The following is a 19,120-nucleotide window of genomic DNA, read 5'->3' as shown; positions in this document are numbered from 1 at the left end:
TGGTCTGGTTTGATTGTGTAAATTGGTGGGGCTAAACCTGCCATTCAACTTTTATACTTATCCCGCTGGCATGAACGGGTGAGGCAGCGGCTGAGTGCAGGGTCGTTCCCTGAAATCAGGATCTTAAGGTAGGCACTTTCACCCTGCCTGTTGTACTGGAACATTGCGACCGTGCGACATTGCCTGGCCACAGACGAAGATGCTCTGCAACTAACCCGTTGGCATACCAGGCGTTAATGGCAGAGTTTGCTATTTTCCTGCGCCAGCACAGAACACAATTTATTAAGAAAAACACAAGAGGTTATAAATATGAATAATGAAATTATTATTGAAGCTGCCAGCGCCACTGATTATGAAGACTGGTTGCCACTGTGGAAAAAATATCAGCAGTTTTACAACGTTGATATTTCTGATGCTGTCACTGAACGTACCTGGCAACGTTTTTTCAGCCCACTTGAGCCCGTTTTCTGCGTAGTAGCAAAACATAATGGAGCTGTCGTAGGGTTTGCTCATTATCTTTTTCACCGCTCAACCTGGGCTGACAGTGATTACTGTTATCTGGAGGATTTATATGTCTGCGAAACACTTCGCGGTAAACAGATTGGCAAACAATTAATTGAATATGTGCAGAAGGAAGCCAGAAAACGTCATTCCAGTCATCTTTACTGGCATACCCATGAAGCCAATTACCGTGGACAACGGTTATATGACTGGGTTGCGAAAAAAAGTGGAATGATTGAATACCGGATGCAGGTCAGATAATTCTCTTATGTAGTAAAAGAAAAGGCTGTTATTCCCTGTTAGCTAAATCAGCCACTTTTCATTTGTGATGCAATTTATTATCTGTTATGGCAATTTGTCTGCATAAGAATTTAGCAGATGCCGAGGTTCATTATGTTCAGGCTACTGGATAACGTAACGCTACAACTCAGGGACGCCCCCACGCCGAAAGCCGTGGGGAAATATGAAGTCCTGATGGCCGGAAAAGGGACGGGCATTATGCTTCCTGTTCAGGTTATAGAGGCGTCGGTTATGGTGGACGATAAGCGGCTGCTGTTATTTCTTACTGATGACGTGCCCTTTGAAGAAATGCTTGAAATCGCACTGCTCGATGTGAATGACGGGGTGAAAGAAATAGTGACGCTGGGTGGAGCCTACCTGACAGGCACCTTTGCTGACCTGAACATTTATCCAAATGCAGTTGAGTTCAGCTTTATTGGCGATACAACATGGCGGGTTGAAATACCCGCGATGCCCTTCATGAAACTTCCATTCATCGGTGATCCACGGGGCGTGTCGCGATCGCCCGCCTGGAAGCATTACATTAAAATCAGCGCCAGCCCCGCACCAGCACGCTTCGACGGAAGCCGCTAATCCAGGTGTCATAATCTTCGCCAGGTTCAGTCTGTAGCCCTAAAAACCCTCGGAATGCTCCATTCAGCGTTAATGTAGCGACCAGACTGCATCATTTCTGCGGCTTTAGACGAGCATGGCTTTCGCGCTTGTTTTCCTGCCATAAAGAGTCCGTTATCATGCTCCCTGCGTATTTATGACACGAAATCCAGGCATACAGCAGATCAAATGAGACGGCGTGATACTTAATCAGAACAACAAACATCACGCACTCATTAAAATTTTAAAAACGGACATTACAAACCGATGAGCACATTAGAGAATTTCGACGCCCACACCCCCATGATGCAGCAGTATCTCAAGCTGAAGGCTCAGCATCCTGAGATTTTACTGTTCTATCGGATGGGCGATTTTTACGAACTGTTTTACGACGATGCTAAACGCGCTTCCCAGTTGATGGACATCTCGCTGACCAAACGCGGTGCTTCCGCGGGCGAGCCGATTCCGATGGCGGGTATCCCGCATCATGCGGTGGAAAACTACCTGGCGAAGCTGGTCAACCTTGGGGAGTCGGTCGCGATTTGCGAACAAATCGGCGATCCTGCCACCAGTAAAGGCCCGGTAGAACGCAAAGTGGTCCGCATCGTCACCCCCGGCACCATCAGTGATGAAGCACTGCTGCAGGAACGTCAGGATAATCTGCTCGCGGCCATCTGGCAGGACGGTAAAGGCTTCGGTTACGCCACTCTGGATATCAGCTCCGGACGTTTTCGCGTCAGCGAACCGGCTGACCGGGAAACCATGGCAGCAGAGCTCCAGCGCACCAACCCCGCAGAGCTGCTTTATGCGGAGGATTTTGCCGAAACGGCATTAATTGAAGGTCGGCGTGGGTTGCGCCGTCGCCCGCTGTGGGAGTTCGAAATTGATACCGCTCGTCAGCAGTTAAACTTACAGTTTGGCACGCGTGACCTGGTGGGATTTGGCGTAGAAAATGCGCCGCGCGGCCTCTGCGCGGCCGGCTGCCTTCTGCAGTATGTTAAAGATACGCAACGCACCTCCCTGCCCCACATTCGCTCAATCACCATGGAGCGCCAGCAGGACAGCATCATTATGGATGCAGCGACGCGTCGCAATCTGGAAATAACCCAGAACCTCGCGGGCGGTATCGAAAATACCCTTGCCTCGGTGCTGGACTGTACCGTGACACCAATGGGCAGCCGTATGCTAAAGCGCTGGCTGCACATGCCGGTGCGCGACAGCAAAACGCTACGTGAGCGGCAGCAGACCATCGGTGCCCTGCAGGAGAGTACCGGCGAGCTGCAACCGGTATTGCGTCAGGTGGGCGATTTAGAACGTATCCTGGCGCGTCTGGCGCTGCGTACCGCCCGGCCGCGGGATCTGGCCCGCATGCGTTATGCCTTCCAGCAACTACCGGAACTGCGTGCGCAGCTGGAACGCGTTGACAGCGCACCGGTGCAGCAGTTGCGTGAAAAAATGGGTGAATTTACCGAACTACGTGAACTCCTGGAACGCGCGATTATTGAGGCACCACCGGTCCTTGTGCGCGACGGTGGTGTCATTGCCCCCGGCTATAACGCCGAGCTTGATGAGTGGCGTAGCCTGGCGGATGGCGCGACCGATTATCTTGACCGACTCGAAATTCGTGAACGCGAGAAACTGGGGCTGGATACGCTCAAAGTGGGCTACAACGGCGTACACGGTTACTTTATTCAGATCAGTCGGGGCCAGAGCCATCTTGCCCCTATTCACTACGTCCGCCGCCAGACGCTGAAAAACGCCGAACGCTATATCATTCCTGAATTAAAAGAGTACGAAGACAAAGTTCTGACCTCAAAAGGCAAAGCGCTGGCGCTGGAAAAACAGCTTTATGATGAGTTGTTCGATCTGCTGTTGCCGCATCTCGAAGCGTTGCAGCAAAGCGCCACGGCGCTGGCAGAACTGGATGTGCTGGTCAACCTGGCGGAGCGAGCGGACACGCTTAACTACTGCTGCCCAACCTTTATCGACAAACCCGGCATTCGTATTGTTGAAGGGCGTCACCCGGTGGTGGAACAGGTCCTGAAAGAGCCGTTTATCGCCAATCCGCTCAGCCTCTCGCCCCAGCGCAGGATGCTGATTATTACCGGCCCAAACATGGGCGGTAAAAGTACCTATATGCGCCAGACGGCACTGATTGCGCTACTGGCCTATATCGGCAGCTACGTGCCGGCGCAGAAAGTAGAAATTGGCCCTATTGATCGCATCTTTACGCGCGTGGGCGCAGCGGACGATCTGGCGAGCGGTCGTTCAACCTTCATGGTGGAAATGACCGAAACCGCCAATATTCTGCATAACGCCACCGAGCATAGCCTGGTGCTGATGGATGAGATCGGGCGCGGTACCTCGACCTACGACGGCCTGTCGCTGGCATGGGCGTGTGCGGAAAATCTGGCCAATAAAATCAAAGCGCTGACGCTATTTGCGACCCACTACTTCGAGCTGACCCAACTGCCGGAAAAAATGGAAGGCGTGGCCAATGTCCATCTTGATGCCCTTGAGCATGGCGATACTATTGCCTTTATGCACAGTGTACAGGACGGTGCCGCCAGCAAAAGCTACGGGCTTGCCGTTGCCGCCCTGGCTGGCGTACCGAAAGAGGTCATTAAGCGGGCACGCGGGAAATTGCGCGAACTTGAAAGTCTCTCTCCGGGCGCTGGCGCGACGCAAATTGATGGCACCCAGATGTCTTTACTCGCAACGCCTGAGGAGACCAGTCCTGCCCTTGAAGCACTGGAAAACCTTGATCCTGACACTTTAACGCCCCGCCAGGCGCTGGAGTGGATTTACCGACTGAAAAACCTGCTCTAACCCTCAGGCCCGCACAAGCGCTGCGGGCCGCACTCCCCGGAATAAATTTCACGAATGCCAGGCAAGCCTGTGTTCGGCTTCTATACTTTTTAATTCTCTCAATTTTTTTCTCTCAATAATGAAAGGAACGATGCGATGGCAATTCAAAAGAAAGGACAGGCTCACTGGGCAGGCGATCTTAAACGTGGCAAAGGGACCGTTTCAACTGAGAGCGGCGCGCTGAAAGAACTGCCTTATGGCTTTAACACACGCTTTGAAGGCACGCCGGGGACTAACCCGGAAGAGCTGATTGGTGCGGCACATGCTGCCTGCTTCTCAATGGCGCTCTCCATGATCCTGGGCGAAGTGGGCTATACGGCCGACAGTATCGACACTACGGCAACCGTTACCCTTGATCAGGTAGACGGCGGCTTTGCCATTACCAAAATCGCACTGAAAAGTGCCGTCAAAGTGCCAGGTGCCGACGCAGCCAAATTTGATGAAGCCATTCAGAAAGCCAAAGCCGGTTGTCCGGTATCCAAAGTGCTGAATGCCGATATCTCGCTGGAATACACCCTTAACTAACCACCGTTGAGTGCACAAACCGCCCGCAGTGGGCGGTTTTTTTTGGCCGGGTACTCAGCTCTTATCTTTCGAGTCAGCGGGGTAAACTGCCCTCGCTCCGCTTCACTCAGTCGTCCGGGGAGGGTATTTCAGTGTCAGCCCTGCCTGTACAGCTGGCGTAATGCCGGGCCGCTAAGACTTAGCATAACTTTATCCCGAGGCTTTCAGATGCAGGAAGGGACTCATGATGCCCCGCAGGAGCCTGCCATTTCGCCTTTGCTGGCGAAAGCAAACCGGTAGCAGTGACTAAAAGAGATAAAAAAAGCCGGTCAGGTGACCGGCTTTTTCGTGTTCAGGACTTATTCGCGGAACAGCGCTTCAATATTCAGCCCCTGTGCCTGCAGAATTTCACGCAGACGACGCAGACCTTCAACCTGAATCTGACGAACGCGTTCACGGGTCAGACCGATTTCACGACCCACATCTTCGAGGGTTGCGGCTTCATAACCGAGCAGACCAAAACGACGTGCCAGTACCTCACGCTGTTTAGCGTTCAGTTCAAACAACCACTTAACGATGCTTTGCTTCATATCATCGTCCTGCGTGGTGTCTTCAGGACCGTTGTCTTTTTCGTCTGCCAGGATGTCCAGCAGCGCTTTTTCGGAATCGCCGCCCAACGGAGTATCAACAGAAGTGATACGTTCGTTCAGGCGCAGCATACGACTCACGTCATCAACGGGTTTATCCAGCTGCTCTGCGATTTCTTCGGCGCTCGGTTCGTGGTCCAGTTTATGGGACAACTCACGCGCGGTACGCAGATAGACATTCAGCTCTTTAACAATGTGAATCGGCAAACGAATGGTACGGGTTTGATTCATGATCGCCCGTTCGATGGTTTGACGAATCCACCAGGTCGCATACGTTGAGAAACGGAACCCACGTTCAGGGTCAAACTTCTCGACAGCACGGATGAGACCCAAATTCCCCTCTTCGATCAGATCCAGCAGCGCAAGGCCACGGTTGCTGTATCGACGGGCAATTTTCACCACCAGACGCAGGTTACTTTCAATCATGCGGCGGCGGGATGCAACGTCACCACGCAATGCGCGGCGTGCAAAATAAACTTCTTCTTCGGCCGTCAGTAATGGGGAGTAACCAATTTCCCCAAGATAGAGTTGAGTTGCATCCAGCACACGCTGGGTAGCCCCCTGAGATAACAACTCCTCTTCGGCCACGTCGTTATCACTGGGTTCCTCTTCTACTAAGGCCTTCTCGTCGAAAACCTCTGCTCCGTTTTCATCAAATTCCGCATCTTCATTTAAATCATGAACTTTCAGCGTATTCTGAGTCATAAGGTGGCTCCTACCCGTGATCCCTTGACAAAGCACTTAGGCTTTCCGGTTTTGTATGTTGCAGCGACATCTGCGTGCTGCAACAACGAAAGAGGAAGGCTTCACTACTTTGCCGAATTATCGCTGCGGCAAATAACGCAGCGGGTTTACGGATTTCCCCTTGTAACGAATTTCAAAATGCAACCGTGTGGAACTGGTTCCGGAGCTACCCATGGTAGCTATTTTCTGCCCCGCCTTGATTTCTTGTTGTTCCCGGACCAGCATCGTATCGTTATGGGCGTAGGCACTCAGGTAATCATCGTTGTGTTTGATGATAATAAGATTACCGTAACCACGCAGTGCATTACCGGCATATACCACGCGACCATCTGCGGTCGCGACAATAGCCTGTCCTTTACTACCTGCGATATCGACCCCTTTATTACCACCTTCGGTGGCAGAGAAGTTGTCGATGACCTTGCCCTCAGTCGGCCAGCGCCACGTTGAAATCGGCGCGCTGTTTGACGTGCTGCTAACAGTCGGTTCGGTTGTACTAACTTGTGGAGCCGTAACAGGCGCTGTGACAGGGGTCGCAGGCTTATTGTTCGGCAACATCTTGTTAGCACTTTGTTCACCTGAGTCCTCAGAATACGTAATTGTCGGTTTGGACGCAACAGCCACGGTTGAATTTTGTGCAGGCTTTGTGATGATTCCTTGAGCAGATGCATCAGCCTGAGTTATAGCATTTCCGCCAGTGATTGGTGTGCCGGAAGCATTTCCAACCTGAAGCGTTTGCCCAACATTCAAGCTATACGGGGCCGCAACGTGGTTTCGCTGCGCCAAATCCCTGAAATCGTTCCCGGTGATCCAGGCGATATAAAAGAGCGTATCCCCGCGTTTTACCGTGTAAGTGCTGCCGCCAGTATAACTACCTTTCGGAATATTCCCGTACTTCCGGTTATAAACTATACGACCATTTGCGGTCTCAACAGGTTGTTGAACGACGGGCTGCACAGCGGCTGTTTGATTTGTTGGCTGAATATTTGGCTGCTGTACCGGTTGGATCTGTGGCTGCGACTGGCTGCTTGTCATGGGTGGCGGCGTGATTAACATTCCGGAACCGTTGCTGGAACCGTTGTCGCCGCCTACGGAACTGACTGGCGCAGGCGCATTGTTGGAGCTTGTACAACCCGCAAGCCAGAGTGAAACCAGTGACAGTGCCGCCACACGACGTACGGTGAATTTTGGGCTTCCCGCGCTCATTTATCCCCCAGGAATGTATTAGTTACCAATGACTTAAACACCGTGAAACCGCGGTGCGCAAATTTGCTCACCATACGCTGATAAAGCATGATTAACCCAGGAAAAATCTGTTTCTCAGGCCAGTTCACCCTTTACCAGAGGCACAAAACGCACGGCTTCGACAGTATCGATGATAAATTCGTCTCCCCGCCGACGAACACGCTTAAGTTGCTGATGTTCATCGCCCACAGGTAAAACGAGAATGCCGCCTTCATCCAGTTGCGACATGAGCGCCGTCGGAATTTCTAACGGCGCAGCCGTCACAATAATAGCGTCAAACGGGGCGCGTGCCTGCCAACCCTGCCAGCCATCACCATGACGTGTTGAAACATTATGTAAATCAAGTTGTTTGAGACGGCGGCGCGCCTGCCATTGCAAACTTTTAATACGCTCGACGGTACACACATGGTGCACAAGGTGCGCCAGTATTGCGGTCTGGTAACCGGAACCTGTGCCAATTTCCAGTACGCGCGACTGCGGAGTGAGCTCCAGCAACGCGGTCATTCTGGCAACCATATAGGGCTGAGAAATGGTTTGGCCCTGCCCTATCGGCAAGGCTACGTTTTCCCATGCCTGGAGTTCAAACGCTTCATCAATAAACTTTTCGCGCGGTACCTGCGCGATAGCTTCCAGGACATGCTCATCCGCGATGCCCAGTGTACGTAACTGATTGAGAAGCGTTTGTATGCGTTTACTCACCATTGCGTGGTGACTCCGGCACGTTCAAGCCACCCCGAAAGCACATCCTGCGCACTGTAGGCGGTGAGATCGACCTGCAGCGGCGTCACCGAGACATAACCTTCATCAACGGCGGCAAAATCGGTATCCGGCCCGGCGTCGTACTTCTCGCCCGGTGGACCAATCCAGTACAGCGTATTACCCCGCGGGTCCTGCTGCGGAATGACCTGATCGGCCGGATGCCGGCTTCCACAACGGGTAACACGAATGCCTTTGATTTCATCAAGCGGCAGATCGGGAACATTGATATTCAGGATGCGCCCCGTGCGCAGAGGCTCACGCGACAACCCGCGTAAAAGAGAGCAGGTTACCGCTGCTGCCGTGTCATAATGTTTGTGGCCATTTAACGACACGGCCAGCGCAGGAAAGCCCAGGTGACGCCCTTCCATAGCCGCAGCAACGGTGCCGCTGTAGATGACATCATCGCCCAGATTCGGGCCGGCATTAATACCAGACACCACCACATCCGGGCGCGGTCGCATCAGTGCGTTAACCCCCAGAAAGACACAGTCGGTTGGGGTGCCCATCTGCACCGCGATATCGCCATTTTCAAATGCAAAGGTACGAAGAGAGGATTCCAGCGTCAGTGAATTCGAAGCACCACTGCGGTTACGATCGGGAGCGACGACCTGAACATCAGCAAATTCCCGAAGGGCTTTTGCCAGCGTCTGAATACCCGGCGCGTGGATACCGTCATCGTTACTCAGCAATATTCGCATAATCACCCGTATTGATAATTTCCCTTACCACACTGGTAGCAAAGCTTCCCGCAGGCAGCCAGAAACGCACCTCAACGGTTACGTCATCCCACCAGTTCCAGCTCATCCGCTGCGGAAAAAGACGCATTGCGCGGCGAGCCGCTTCCACCTTTTCACGCACCAGCAAATGTTGTAATTCCGGCGCATCTGCCACGGCGGCCTGCTCGAATGCCAGCGCATCGCCTTGCGGTCCCCATTCGCCACTGCCCGGCAGTGCAGCCGTTATCATTAATTCTTTTGCATCCACACGCGCCTGCAGCGCTTCGCGCTCGTCAGCCGTTGCCACAAACCAGCTTCCGCGTCCCGCTAATTGTAGCGCATCGCCGTCAACAACTTGATTAAAGTCCGGTTTTTTCAAACGCTCGTGGACTATCTGATTAAACAACGCGCTACGCGCCGCCGACAACCAGAAACTGCGTTTATTGCGATCGCGAACCGGGGCATCGCTTTGTGCCCAGCGCTGCGCACCCAGCAGGTTACTGCCGCCCAGGCCAAAACGCTGCGCGCCGAAGTAGTTCGGCACACCCTGCTCGCTAATAGCCTGCAGGCGCACCTCGACGTCGTGGCGATCGGTGATACCCCGCAGCACCAGCGTAAAGTTATTGCCTTTAAGCGCACCTGTACGCAGCTTACGCTTATGGCGTGCGTACTCCAGCACTTTGCACCCTTCCAGCTGGAACGCGCTCAGATCCGGCATTCCATTGCCCGGCACGCGGGCGCAAAGCCACTGTTCAGTAACGGCATGCTTATCTTTCTGACCCGCGAAGCTCACCTCGCGGGCGTGTATTTTAAGGAATTTTGCCAGCGCGTCGGCAACAAAACGGGTGTTGCAGCCGTTTTTCAGAATCCGCACCAGAATATGTTCACCCTCGCCGTCTGGTTCGAAGCCTAAGTCTTCGATAACGACGAAATCTTCCGGATTAGCTTTCAACACCCCGTTGCCGGCAGGTTTGCCATGCAGGTATGTCAGTTGCTCAAAATCGGTCATTTTCCCGCCTTATGCAGAAGAGCCACCGCTTCGCAGGCGATGCCTTCACCACGCCCGGTAAAACCGAGTTTTTCAGTAGTAGTGGCTTTCACGTTAACGTCATCCATATGGCACCCCAGATCTTCTGCAATGAAGACGCGCATCTGCGGGATATGCGGCAACATTTTAGGCGCCTGGGCAATGATGGTGACGTCGACATTGCCAAGCTGGTAGCCTTTGGCCTGGATACGGCGCCAGGCTTCACGCAGCAACTCACGGCTGTCTGCGCCTTTGAACGCGGGATCGGTATCCGGGAAGAGTTTACCGATGTCGCCGAGTGCCGCTGCACCCAGCAGAGCATCGGTCAGCGCATGCAGGGCAACGTCACCATCTGAGTGTGCCAGCAACCCTTTTTCCCAGGGAATGCGCACGCCGCCAATAATGATGGGGCCTTCGCCGCCGAAGGCGTGTACGTCAAAACCGTGTCCAATGCGCATTATGCTTTCTCCTGGTATTGGGAATGGGTGAGGTAAAACTCAGCAAGTTGTAAATCTTCCGGCCGGGTGACTTTTATATTATCCGCCCGACCCACCACCAGCTCGGGGTGATAGCCGCAGAACTCCAGCGCCGAAGCTTCATCGGTAATGGTCGCGCCTTCGTGAAGGGCCCGCGTGAGGCAGTCATGCAGGAGTTCATGGGGGAAAAACTGTGGCGTGAGCGCATGCCATAAATCGTTACGATCAACAGTGTGTGCAATAGCGCGCTTGCCGGGTTCAGCACGTTTCATGGTGTCACGTACGGGGGCCGCAAGAATACCGCCTACCCGGCTGGTTTCGCTCAGTTGCAGCAGTCGGTTTAAGTCATCCTGATGCAAACAGGGGCGCGCGGCATCGTGCACCAGAACCCAGGGCGCACCTTGTGCCGCTTTCAGACCTGCCAGGACGGAGTCGGCACGCTCGGCGCCGCCATCCACCACAGTGACGGCGGGATGATGTGCGAGAGGAAGCTGAGCAAAACGCGCGTCACCTGGTGTGACGGCAATGAACACACGTTTAACGCGTGGATGCGCCAGCAGCGCCGCCACGGCATGTTCGAGGATCGTTTTATCGCCAATAGAGAGATATTGTTTGGGACATTCCGTTTGCATGCGGCGGCCAAATCCTGCGGCCGGCACCACGGCATAAACGTCCGGAAGGATTGCTGCCATGTCATTAACCCGGGATTGTTTATCGATTATTTTGCGTATTTTGTCTGTTTTGCACTGACCCCTGAGCGCGTTTAGACGCGTCTGGCACCAGACGATAGAACGTTTCGCCCGGTCTGGTCATGGTTAATTCATTGCGTGCGCGCTCCTCAATTGCCTCCTGCCCGCCATTGAGGTCATCAATTTCGGCAAAGAGTTGATCGTTTCGCGCTTTAAGTTTGGCGTTCGTTGCCTGCTGAACCGCAACGTCGTCATTTACACGACCATAATCATGAAGGCCGTTTTTGCCGAACCACAGCGAGTACTGCAGCCAGACAAGCAAAGCCAGCAACAGCAGCGTTAATTTACCCATCCTGCCCCCTGAAAAACGGCCTCATCATCCCATAACTTTTTCTCAGACTCCACACCGGGGCCGGGTGATACAGGATCACCGCGTCAGAATGTAGCATATTTGCCCGTCTTACCGAAGGTTTGTCCCCGCCGGACACATTGTCTTAACCTGCGTTACGGTTTGAAGTATGGATGGGTTTAGCCCATCAGCCACATAAACAAGCCACCAAACATGGCCACGACCATCAGCAGTGTCGAGACGATGCTATACAGCAGCTTTCCATCAAGCAGAGAATGCAGGGCAATGCCTACCACGACAGCGACAGGCATCAGTGCGAGGAAAAAGGGCCACGTATACAAGAAGAAGAACAGCGTATTCGGGCCATAGAGCAGAAACGGAATTGACAGCGCCAGCAGCCATGCGACAAAACCCACGATGGCCCCAGGGAAGGACCAGGTGGTTTCATCGCTGGTCGTTAAGTTCTCCGACCCTGAAATGGTGATGTTCTGACTGTTGCGCATATCGGACCCCATAGCCTTTTCGGCTGGCAAAACCGGGATACCCTTCAGGCATCGGTATCCACGGTGCTGTCTTAGGATCTGATAATATCGTCCCGTCTCATGAGGTCTAATAATTGACTCACTAAATTTGTTACTAATTGTTCACCTTCAAGGTGAACTTCTGGTGATTCAGGCGCTTCGTAAACCGCGTCAATGCCGGTAAAGTTTCGCAGTTCACCAGCGCGCGCTTTTTTATAGAGTCCTTTTGGGTCCCGCGCTTCACAAATGGCCAATGGGGTATCGACGAAAACCTCGATAAACCGCCCTTCCCCCAGACGCTCGCGCACCGTCTGCCGCTCCGCCCGATGAGGTGAAATAAAGGCGGTCAGGACAACCAGCCCTGCATCGACCATCAGGCGTGCCACTTCCCCCACCCGACGGATATTTTCTTTACGGTCATCATCGCTAAACCCAAGGTCACTGCACAGGCCGTGGCGGACATTGTCACCGTCCAGCAGATAGGTACTCACACCCAGCTTATGCAATGCCGCTTCCAGCGCACCGGCGACGGTAGATTTACCGGAGCCAGACAGCCCGGTAAACCACAGCACCACGCCACGGTGACCGTGGAGAGTTTCGCGTTGCTGCGCCGTCACCGGATGGTCATGCCAGACGACATTTTCGTCATGCTGCGCCATTACTTGCCTCCGAGCAGGTCGCGCGCACCCCAGTGCGGGAAATGCTTACGGACAAGCTGATTCAGCTCCAGCTCAAAGGCGCTGAACGACGAAGGAGCGGCGTTGTCATGATGATGCACCTCGCGCACCATACCGGCCCCTACGGTGACGTTGCTTAAGCGATCGATAAAGATCAGGCCGCCGGTCACCGGGTTTTCCTGGTAAGGATCCAGGGTCAAGGGCTCATCAAACGTCAGATCCACCAGCCCGATACCGTTGAGCGGCAGGTTGTCGACTTCACGTTGATGCAGATTATTGATATCGACCTGGTACTGGATCGCATCCACACGGGCGCGGGTCTTCTTACCGGCGATTTTGATGTCATAGCTCTGGCCTGGCGTTAAAGGCTGTTCCGCCATCCACACCACATCAAGCGACGCGTGTTGTACGGAAGGAACCGTTTCGCTGGCGTCCAGAATCAGGTCACCACGGCTGATGTCGATTTCATCTTTCAGCACCAGGGTAATGGCCTCCCCCGCATGGGCTTCTTGTAAATCACCATCGAAGGTCACAATACGTGCAACGGTAGACTCCACGCCTGACGGCAATACTTTTATACGTTGCCCCACGGACACAGCACCGGATGCCAGCGTGCCGGAAAAGCCACGGAAATCCAGGTTCGGGCGGTTTACATACTGCACCGGGAAGCGCATCGGCTGCGTCTCAACCACGCGGTGAATAGCCACGGTTTCCAGTACTTCAAGCAACGTAGGGCCGCTATACCAGGGGAGTTTTGCGCTCTGGGAGGCCACGTTATCGCCTTCCAGCGCGGAAAGCGGCACAAAGCGAATATCCAGATTGCCCGGCAGCTGTTCAGCAAAGGTCAGGTAATCCTGACGAATCGACTCGAACGTCTCTTCACTAAAGCCAACCAGATCCATTTTGTTCACTGCCACCACCAGGTGCTTAATACCCAGTAACGTGGAGATAAAGCTATGACGGCGGGTCTGATCCAGTACCCCTTTACGGGCGTCAATCAACAGGATGGCCAGATCGCAGGTCGAGGCCCCGGTCGCCATGTTGCGGGTATACTGCTCATGGCCAGGGGTATCCGCAATAATAAATTTACGTTTTTCGGTGGAGAAGTAGCGATACGCCACATCAATGGTAATGCCCTGCTCACGCTCGGCCTGGAGGCCATCCACCAGCAGCGCCAGATCGAGTTTTTCCCCCTGCGTCCCGTGACGCTTACTGTCGTTATGCAGAGTGGAGAGCTGATCTTCATAAATCTGACGGGTGTCGTGCAGCAGGCGACCAATCAGGGTGCTTTTACCGTCGTCGACGCTGCCGCAGGTCAGAAAACGCAGCAGGCTTTTATGCTGTTGTGCATGCAGGTAGGCTTCAACGCCGCCTTCATCGGCAATTTGTTGGGCGATAGTGGTATTCATGGCGGCTCCTTAGAAGTATCCCTGACGTTTTTTCAGCTCCATGGAGCCTGCCTGATCGCGGTCAATGACGCGACCCTGACGTTCACTGGTGGTGGAGACCAGCATCTCTTCGATGATCTCCGGCAGCGTCTGCGCCCCGGACTCCACCGCACCGGTCAGCGGCCAGCAGCCAAGGGTACGAAAACGCACCATCTGTTTTTTGATCACCTCACCTGGTTGCAAATCAATACGATCGTCATCGATCATCATCAGCATGCCATCGCGCTCCAGGACCGGGCGCTCTGCGGCCAGGTACAGCGGAACGATTTCAATATTTTCGAGGTAGATGTACTGCCAGATATCCAGCTCGGTCCAGTTGGAGAGCGGGAAAACGCGGATGCTTTCGCCTTTATTAATCTGGCCGTTATAGTTGTGCCACAGCTCCGGGCGCTGGTTTTTCGGGTCCCAGCGGTGGAAACGATCGCGGAAGGAGTAAATACGCTCTTTCGCGCGCGACTTCTCTTCATCACGGCGTGCACCGCCGAAGGCTGCGTCAAAACCGTATTTGTTCAGCGCCTGCTTCAGCCCTTCGGTTTTCATGATATCGGTATGCTTAGCGCTGCCGTGCACGAACGGGTTAATACCCATCGCCACCCCTTCCGGGTTTTTATGCACCAACAGCTCGCAGCCATAGGCCTTCGCCGTACGGTCACGGAACTCATACATCTCACGGAACTTCCAGCCGGTGTCCACATGCAGCAGTGGGAAAGGTAGCGTACCCGGATAAAACGCCTTACGCGCCAGGTGCAGCATCACGCTGGAGTCTTTGCCGATGGAGTACATCATCACCGGATTGGAAAATTCGGCGGCCACCTCGCGAATGATATGGATGCTTTCTGCTTCCAGTTGTCGCAGGTGAGTGAGTCGTTTTTGGTCCATAACCGTTCCTTAAGCCAGATTCACCACGGAGGCATCAAACGCGTCCGGGCCTGTCGAGTGTTGAAACCAGGCGAGTTGATGATGCAATTGTACAACCTCTCCCACCACTAACAGGGCAGGCATCGGCGCATCTTTCGCCAGTTCTTCAAGTTGTTGTAATGTGCCGGTTCTGACCTGCTGGTCAGCCCGTGTGCCGCGAGAAATCACTGCAACAGCGGTGCTGGCATCGCGACCATGCGCAATCAGCTGCTCGGCGATCTCTGCAGCCTTCATTGTGCCCATATATATCGCCAGCGTCTGGCGGCTCTGCGCCAGTTGTGCCCAGTCGAACGGCGTGCTGTCCGCTTTGTAGTGGCCGGTCACAAAGGTGGCGCTCTGAGCAAAATCGCGATGCGTTAACGGAATGCCTGCATAAGCCGTTGCGCCCGAGGCTGCCGTCACGCCTGGCACCACCTGGAAGGGAATGCCCGCCGCCGCCGCGGCCTGCAGTTCTTCGCCCCCACGGCCGAAAATAAAGGGGTCGCCCCCCTTCAGGCGCACGACGGTTTTACCCGCCTGTGCGGCTTCGACCATCATGCGGTTAGTGTCGTGCTGCGCAACCAGGTGCGATCCCGCGCGTTTGCCAACGCTTATCAGCTCCGCATCCCGGCGGACCAGCTCCAGAACGCCTTCGGTGACCAGGTGGTCATAGAAGACCACATCAGCCTGCTGCATGACCTGCAAACCGCGCAGGGTCAGTAAACCGGCATCACCAGGCCCTGCTCCCACCAGAATAATTTCGCCCTGGCTGCTGCCAGGTTTCGCCAGCTCATCCGCCAGTGCCTGTTCCGCCTCCGACTCTTTACCTGCCGCCATCAGGCTGGCAAAACGTCCCCGAAAAGCGACATCCCAGAAACGGCGGCGTTCATCGGTGGTTTTCCGGTACGCTTTAATACGGTTACGCCAGCGGCCTGCAACTTCAGCCATACGACCCAGGTTTGCCGGCAGCAACGCTTCAATCTTTTCCCGCAGCAGACGTGCCAGCACCGGCGCATTACCGCCAGAGGAGATGGCCACCAGCAGCGGGGCACGATCGACAATGGAAGGAAAGATAAACGAGCACAGCGGCTGATCGTCGACCACGTTAACCAGCCGGTGACGTGCGTTGGCCGCGTCGAATACCCGACGATTAAGCGCCGCATCGTCAGTTGCCGCAATCACCAGAAAAACAGCATCAAGCTGAGAGTCGTCAAAGTGGCGTGCGATGCATTTAATCTGTTGTTGGTCAGCCAGACGCTGAAGCGATGGCTCAAGTGCTTCTGCCACCACCTGTACCTGCGCCCCCGCCTTGCGTAAGAAAGTAATTTTCCGCGCGGCGATCTCTCCCCCCCCAATCACCAGCACGGGACGGTCTTTCACAGCAGCAAACAAAGGCAGGTAATCCACAGGCGTTGACTCACTCATCAGCAGGAATAGTGGGACTATAGGGGGAGCCCTCAGGCGAATGAAATTACGAATTGGAATGAGTAGTTCCGCAAAGGAATAACGCGCTGGCAATGGTCATATCAAAAAGTGCTTAAGGCCCCGGTTTTCGCAACCTTGCGAAGAAATGAAATTGTGTAATCGGGGTCACAGTTTCATACTAAGCGCGGTAAAAATTTAGCATCAAAAAGGACTCCCTATGTTTTCCGCATTGCGCCACCGTACCGCTGCCCTGGCGCTCGGCGTATGCTTTATTCTCCCTGCTCAGGCAAGAGCCCCCCATCCTGGCGAATTTGCAAGCACTCAGGCGCGCCATATTGCTACCTATTTTCCTGGCCGGATGACCGGTACTCCGGCAGAGATGCTCTCTGCCGATTACCTGCGCCAGCAGTTTGCCCGGATGGGCTATAAAAGTGACATTCGTAAATTTAACAGCCGCTATACGTGGACGGCGCAGGATAACCAGCAGAACTGGCAGAACGTTACCGGCAGTACGGTGATTGCCGCCCACGAAGGTAAGCATCCGCAACAGATCATCATCATGGCGCATCTGGACACCTATGCCCCTCGCAGCGAGGCAGATATCGACCATAATCTGGGCGGACTGAGCCTGCAGGGTATTGATGACAATGCGGCAGGACTGGGGGTGATGCTCGAACTGGCGGAACAATTGAAGTCCGTGCCAACGGATTACAGCATTCGTTTTATTGCCACCAGTGGTGAAGAGGAAGGAAGCCTCGGGGCGCAGAATGTCCTTAAGCGCATGAGTGAAGCCGAGAAGAAACATACCCTGCTGGTCATTAATCTCGATAATCTCGTGGTTGGGGACCATCTCTATTTTAATAGCGGGAAAAAAACCCCTGCCTCAGTACGTAAACTCACCCGCGACCGGGCACTGAGCATTGCCCGCAGTCTGGGGATCCCCGCCAGCACGAATCCTGGTAAACATCCTGACTACCCTAAGGGGACCAGCTGCTGTGGTGACGCAGAGGTCTTTGATAATGAAGGTATTCCGGTACTGTCAGTGGAGGCAACGAACTGGATGTTAGGCAAAAAAGATGGTTATCAGCAGCGGGCAAAATCCCGGGCTTTCCCCGACGGGGTAAGCTGGCATAGCGTTAAGCTCGATAACATTCAGCATATTGACCAGGCGCTTCCGGGGCGGATTGAACACCGCAGCCGCGATGTGATGCGCATTATGCTGCCGCTGGTAAGGGAACTGGCAAAGGCCACGAAAACATAAAGCGGCCGATAGGGTTAAAGAAGGGAGCACTGGCTCCCTTCTTCATCATTTGATGCCCATCGCCGCGTTTAACTGCTTCATGGCTTCCAGACCCTGTTTGCATCCAACATCCCGCTGCTCAGGCGGATAGCTTTCCAGCTGCTTTTTGGTTTCGGCAATCTGGGTTTTCAGCATATCAACCTGCGCTTTTGCCTCTTCGTGTTTTGAGGCCTCAGCGATGAAATTATCCACCGTCGCGAAGTATTGTTTGCATGTCTCCGTTTGTGCAAAAGAGGAGGCGCAAAGGCCCATCAGCAGTGCTGCCAGCACGATCTTTTTCATCATATTATCCCTGTTTGAAGTATTGAGGTGATGCCATCCCACATGGCGCGGGTACGATAGCAAAATCAGGCAGCGGGGAGAGGTCTGGAACCGGACTGGTTGGGGGAAGGAAGAAGGTTACTGCTGGGCTGAGGAATATATGAACCTGAGCGGCCAGCGTGATAAAGGCTGGTTTATTCCCGCTCGCGCGGGGAACACTCTTAAATTAATTCATTGATTTCTAATAAAAAAATATCACCCTTAAAATTCTACCAACTTTCCTATGTTTTTTAAGAATCTTAAGATATTGATTTTACTCACTATGTGAAATGGTGCCTGGCGCAATATCACCTTTCACCGTCAGAGCGCCCTGCCACAAATAAAAAAACGCCCGGTGGTTAGCCGGGCGCTTATTCCTATGACGCATCCACAATCTACAGTCAGCCTTCGTGCAGGCCGCACTCGCGTTTCAGGCCGAAGAAGCGGGTATCTTCCTCCGCCATGCCGGGTTCCCATTTACGGGTGGTATGGGTGTCGCCGACGGAGAGATAGCCTTCGTCCCACAACGGATGGTATTTCAGGCCGTGCTTTTGCAGGTACTGATAGACGGTACGGTTATCCCAGTCAATGATCGGCAGCACCTTAAAGACGCCACGCTGAAGGCCGAGCACCGACAGATTGGCGCGGCTCTCGGACTGTTCACGACGCAGGCCCGCAAACCAGGTTTGTGCCTTCAGTTCCTTCAGCGCACGGTTCATCGGCTCGACTTTGTTGATATCGTTGTATTTTTCAATTCCCTCAACACCCTGCTCCCACAACTTGCCATAACGCGCCTCCTGCCAGGCAGGAGTTTGCGGCGCACGGAAGATTTGCAGGTTCAGCTTGAGCTTGTCCGTCAGCTCATCAATAAAGCGATAGGTTTCCGGGAACAAATAGCCGGTATCCGTCAGGATAACCGGGATATCCGGGCAAAGCTGATTCACCAGATGCAGGCTCACCGCCGCCTGAATGCCGAAACTGGAGGAGAGCACATATTCACCCGGCAGATTTTCCAGTGCCCAGGCCACACGCTCCTCAGCGTTTTTAGCTTCCAGCTGAGCGTTAACATCTGCAAGCGCAAGCGCACTCTCCTCTTTGGACAACGCATTCAGAGCAGAGAGATCAAGTACGGACATAGG

Annotated in this window: 20 protein-coding genes; 5 read left to right on the top strand and 15 right to left on the bottom strand. The window is 54.0% G+C overall.

The annotated features are described in order from the left end of the window. Nucleotides 1-309: 309 nt before the first annotated feature. The 4 genes from KXR87_RS12590 to KXR87_RS12575 all read left to right on the top strand — a co-directional run bounded on the left by KXR87_RS12590 (nucleotide 310) and on the right by KXR87_RS12575 (nucleotide 4,785). A complete protein-coding gene (locus KXR87_RS12590) occupies nucleotides 310-762 on the top strand; it encodes an N-acetyltransferase family protein (RefSeq protein WP_437432588.1) in 453 nt (150 codons plus the stop codon). Nucleotides 763-879: 117 nt separating this feature from the next. Continuing rightward, nucleotides 880-1,374 carry a hypothetical protein gene (locus tag KXR87_RS12585; protein ID WP_437432587.1) on the top strand — a complete coding sequence of 165 codons (495 nt, stop codon included), beginning with the start codon at nucleotides 880-882 and terminating at the stop codon, nucleotides 1,372-1,374. Nucleotides 1,375-1,659: 285 nt separating this feature from the next. Then, the gene (mutS, locus tag KXR87_RS12580; protein WP_437432586.1) at nucleotides 1,660-4,221 is read left to right on the top strand and encodes a DNA mismatch repair protein MutS; all 2,562 of its coding nucleotides are present in this window, start codon (nucleotides 1,660-1,662) and stop codon (nucleotides 4,219-4,221) included. A gap of 135 nt (nucleotides 4,222-4,356) precedes the next feature. Next, nucleotides 4,357-4,785 (top strand): OsmC family protein, encoded by a 429-nt coding sequence (locus KXR87_RS12575; protein ID WP_437432585.1) that lies wholly within the window; start codon nucleotides 4,357-4,359, stop codon nucleotides 4,783-4,785. A 338-nt stretch (nucleotides 4,786-5,123) separates the two neighbouring features. On the opposite strand, the gene rpoS is transcribed toward KXR87_RS12575, so the two are convergent. The 13 genes from rpoS to cysG form a co-directional block, all read right to left on the bottom strand. Then, nucleotides 5,124-6,116, bottom strand: a complete 993-nt coding sequence (gene rpoS / locus KXR87_RS12570) for an RNA polymerase sigma factor RpoS (protein WP_437432584.1) — start codon at nucleotides 6,114-6,116, stop codon at nucleotides 5,124-5,126. A gap of 117 nt (nucleotides 6,117-6,233) precedes the next feature. Then, nucleotides 6,234-7,322: a murein hydrolase activator NlpD gene (nlpD, locus tag KXR87_RS12565; protein ID WP_437432583.1), complete on the bottom strand. Its 1,089-nt coding sequence runs from the start codon at nucleotides 7,320-7,322 to the stop codon at nucleotides 6,234-6,236. Between the two features lie 150 nt (nucleotides 7,323-7,472). Further along, a complete protein-coding gene (locus KXR87_RS12560) occupies nucleotides 7,473-8,099 on the bottom strand; it encodes a protein-L-isoaspartate(D-aspartate) O-methyltransferase (protein WP_437432582.1) in 627 nt (208 codons plus the stop codon). Then, nucleotides 8,093-8,854 carry a 5'/3'-nucleotidase SurE gene (surE, locus tag KXR87_RS12555; RefSeq protein WP_437432581.1) on the bottom strand — a complete coding sequence of 254 codons (762 nt, stop codon included), beginning with the start codon at nucleotides 8,852-8,854 and terminating at the stop codon, nucleotides 8,093-8,095. The genes KXR87_RS12560 and surE overlap by 7 nt, the downstream gene beginning before the upstream one ends. Next, nucleotides 8,835-9,881: a tRNA pseudouridine(13) synthase TruD gene (gene truD / locus KXR87_RS12550; protein WP_437432580.1), complete on the bottom strand. Its 1,047-nt coding sequence runs from the start codon at nucleotides 9,879-9,881 to the stop codon at nucleotides 8,835-8,837. Before truD ends, surE begins: the two co-directional genes overlap by 20 nt. After that, nucleotides 9,878-10,357, bottom strand: a complete 480-nt coding sequence (ispF, locus tag KXR87_RS12545) for a 2-C-methyl-D-erythritol 2,4-cyclodiphosphate synthase (RefSeq protein ID WP_437432579.1) — start codon at nucleotides 10,355-10,357, stop codon at nucleotides 9,878-9,880. The genes truD and ispF overlap by 4 nt, the downstream gene beginning before the upstream one ends. After that, nucleotides 10,357-11,067, bottom strand: a complete 711-nt coding sequence (gene ispD, locus KXR87_RS12540) for a 2-C-methyl-D-erythritol 4-phosphate cytidylyltransferase (RefSeq protein ID WP_437432578.1) — start codon at nucleotides 11,065-11,067, stop codon at nucleotides 10,357-10,359. The genes ispF and ispD overlap by 1 nt, the downstream gene beginning before the upstream one ends. A gap of 19 nt (nucleotides 11,068-11,086) precedes the next feature. Then, nucleotides 11,087-11,416 (bottom strand): cell division protein FtsB, encoded by a 330-nt coding sequence (ftsB, locus tag KXR87_RS12535; RefSeq protein WP_437432577.1) that lies wholly within the window; start codon nucleotides 11,414-11,416, stop codon nucleotides 11,087-11,089. Between the two features lie 176 nt (nucleotides 11,417-11,592). After that, on the bottom strand, nucleotides 11,593-11,916 hold the full coding sequence (locus KXR87_RS12530) for a DUF3561 family protein (protein WP_437432576.1): 324 nt from the start codon (nucleotides 11,914-11,916) through the stop codon (nucleotides 11,593-11,595). Nucleotides 11,917-11,987: 71 nt separating this feature from the next. Next, the gene (gene cysC, locus KXR87_RS12525; protein WP_437432575.1) at nucleotides 11,988-12,593 is read right to left on the bottom strand and encodes an adenylyl-sulfate kinase; all 606 of its coding nucleotides are present in this window, start codon (nucleotides 12,591-12,593) and stop codon (nucleotides 11,988-11,990) included. Then, nucleotides 12,593-14,020: a sulfate adenylyltransferase subunit CysN gene (gene cysN, locus KXR87_RS12520; protein ID WP_437432574.1), complete on the bottom strand. Its 1,428-nt coding sequence runs from the start codon at nucleotides 14,018-14,020 to the stop codon at nucleotides 12,593-12,595. The genes cysC and cysN overlap by 1 nt, the downstream gene beginning before the upstream one ends. 9 nt (nucleotides 14,021-14,029) lie before the next feature. Then, entirely contained in the window at nucleotides 14,030-14,938 is a 909-nt protein-coding gene (cysD, locus tag KXR87_RS12515; RefSeq protein WP_437432573.1) for a sulfate adenylyltransferase subunit CysD, read from the bottom strand. Nucleotides 14,939-14,947: 9 nt separating this feature from the next. Then, complete coding sequence (cysG, locus tag KXR87_RS12510) at nucleotides 14,948-16,354, bottom strand: siroheme synthase CysG (protein WP_437432641.1); 1,407 nt, start codon at nucleotides 16,352-16,354, stop codon at nucleotides 14,948-14,950. A 244-nt stretch (nucleotides 16,355-16,598) separates the two neighbouring features. Between cysG and KXR87_RS12505 the strand changes: the two genes are divergently transcribed. After that, the gene (locus KXR87_RS12505; RefSeq protein ID WP_437432572.1) at nucleotides 16,599-17,642 is read left to right on the top strand and encodes an aminopeptidase; all 1,044 of its coding nucleotides are present in this window, start codon (nucleotides 16,599-16,601) and stop codon (nucleotides 17,640-17,642) included. 45 nt (nucleotides 17,643-17,687) lie between these two features. Here KXR87_RS12505 and KXR87_RS12500 read toward each other — a convergent pair whose 3' ends face one another. Together KXR87_RS12500 and cysH are read right to left on the bottom strand one after the other, a co-directional pair. Further along, the gene (locus tag KXR87_RS12500; RefSeq protein WP_437432571.1) at nucleotides 17,688-17,966 is read right to left on the bottom strand and encodes a DUF5339 domain-containing protein; all 279 of its coding nucleotides are present in this window, start codon (nucleotides 17,964-17,966) and stop codon (nucleotides 17,688-17,690) included. A 416-nt stretch (nucleotides 17,967-18,382) separates the two neighbouring features. Beyond that, nucleotides 18,383-19,117: a phosphoadenosine phosphosulfate reductase gene (cysH, locus tag KXR87_RS12495; protein WP_437432570.1), complete on the bottom strand. Its 735-nt coding sequence runs from the start codon at nucleotides 19,115-19,117 to the stop codon at nucleotides 18,383-18,385. Nucleotides 19,118-19,120: the final 3 nt, after the last annotated feature.

The organism is Yokenella regensburgei (assembly GCF_051486985.1).
GTDB lineage: Bacteria > Pseudomonadota > Gammaproteobacteria > Enterobacterales > Enterobacteriaceae > CBFFRJ01.
This window is presented reverse-complemented; position numbering and strand designations above follow the sequence as displayed.

What these genes read in the sequence shown, in the direction of transcription:
- KXR87_RS12585 (WP_437432587.1), top strand. Translation starts at nt 880, where the DNA reads ATGCCGAGGTTCATTATGTTCAGGCTACTGGATAACGTAACGCTACAA.
- ispF (WP_437432579.1), bottom strand. Translation starts at nt 10,357, where the DNA reads ATGCGCATTGGACACGGTTTTGACGTACACGCCTTCGGCGGCGAAGGC.
- cysH (WP_437432570.1), bottom strand. Translation starts at nt 19,117, where the DNA reads ATGTCCGTACTTGATCTCTCTGCTCTGAATGCGTTGTCCAAAGAGGAG.
- rpoS (WP_437432584.1), bottom strand. Translation starts at nt 6,116, where the DNA reads ATGACTCAGAATACGCTGAAAGTTCATGATTTAAATGAAGATGCGGAA.
- cysC (WP_437432575.1), bottom strand. Translation starts at nt 12,593, where the DNA reads ATGGCGCAGCATGACGAAAATGTCGTCTGGCATGACCATCCGGTGACG.
- KXR87_RS12575 (WP_437432585.1), top strand. Translation starts at nt 4,357, where the DNA reads ATGGCAATTCAAAAGAAAGGACAGGCTCACTGGGCAGGCGATCTTAAA.
- ispD (WP_437432578.1), bottom strand. Translation starts at nt 11,067, where the DNA reads ATGGCAGCAATCCTTCCGGACGTTTATGCCGTGGTGCCGGCCGCAGGA.
- KXR87_RS12530 (WP_437432576.1), bottom strand. Translation starts at nt 11,916, where the DNA reads ATGCGCAACAGTCAGAACATCACCATTTCAGGGTCGGAGAACTTAACG.
- KXR87_RS12560 (WP_437432582.1), bottom strand. Translation starts at nt 8,099, where the DNA reads ATGGTGAGTAAACGCATACAAACGCTTCTCAATCAGTTACGTACACTG.
- surE (WP_437432581.1), bottom strand. Translation starts at nt 8,854, where the DNA reads ATGCGAATATTGCTGAGTAACGATGACGGTATCCACGCGCCGGGTATT.
- cysN (WP_437432574.1), bottom strand. Translation starts at nt 14,020, where the DNA reads ATGAATACCACTATCGCCCAACAAATTGCCGATGAAGGCGGCGTTGAA.
- mutS (WP_437432586.1), top strand. Translation starts at nt 1,660, where the DNA reads ATGAGCACATTAGAGAATTTCGACGCCCACACCCCCATGATGCAGCAG.
- KXR87_RS12500 (WP_437432571.1), bottom strand. Translation starts at nt 17,966, where the DNA reads ATGATGAAAAAGATCGTGCTGGCAGCACTGCTGATGGGCCTTTGCGCC.
- KXR87_RS12590 (WP_437432588.1), top strand. Translation starts at nt 310, where the DNA reads ATGAATAATGAAATTATTATTGAAGCTGCCAGCGCCACTGATTATGAA.
- ftsB (WP_437432577.1), bottom strand. Translation starts at nt 11,416, where the DNA reads ATGGGTAAATTAACGCTGCTGTTGCTGGCTTTGCTTGTCTGGCTGCAG.
- KXR87_RS12505 (WP_437432572.1), top strand. Translation starts at nt 16,599, where the DNA reads ATGTTTTCCGCATTGCGCCACCGTACCGCTGCCCTGGCGCTCGGCGTA.
- truD (WP_437432580.1), bottom strand. Translation starts at nt 9,881, where the DNA reads ATGACCGATTTTGAGCAACTGACATACCTGCATGGCAAACCTGCCGGC.
- cysD (WP_437432573.1), bottom strand. Translation starts at nt 14,938, where the DNA reads ATGGACCAAAAACGACTCACTCACCTGCGACAACTGGAAGCAGAAAGC.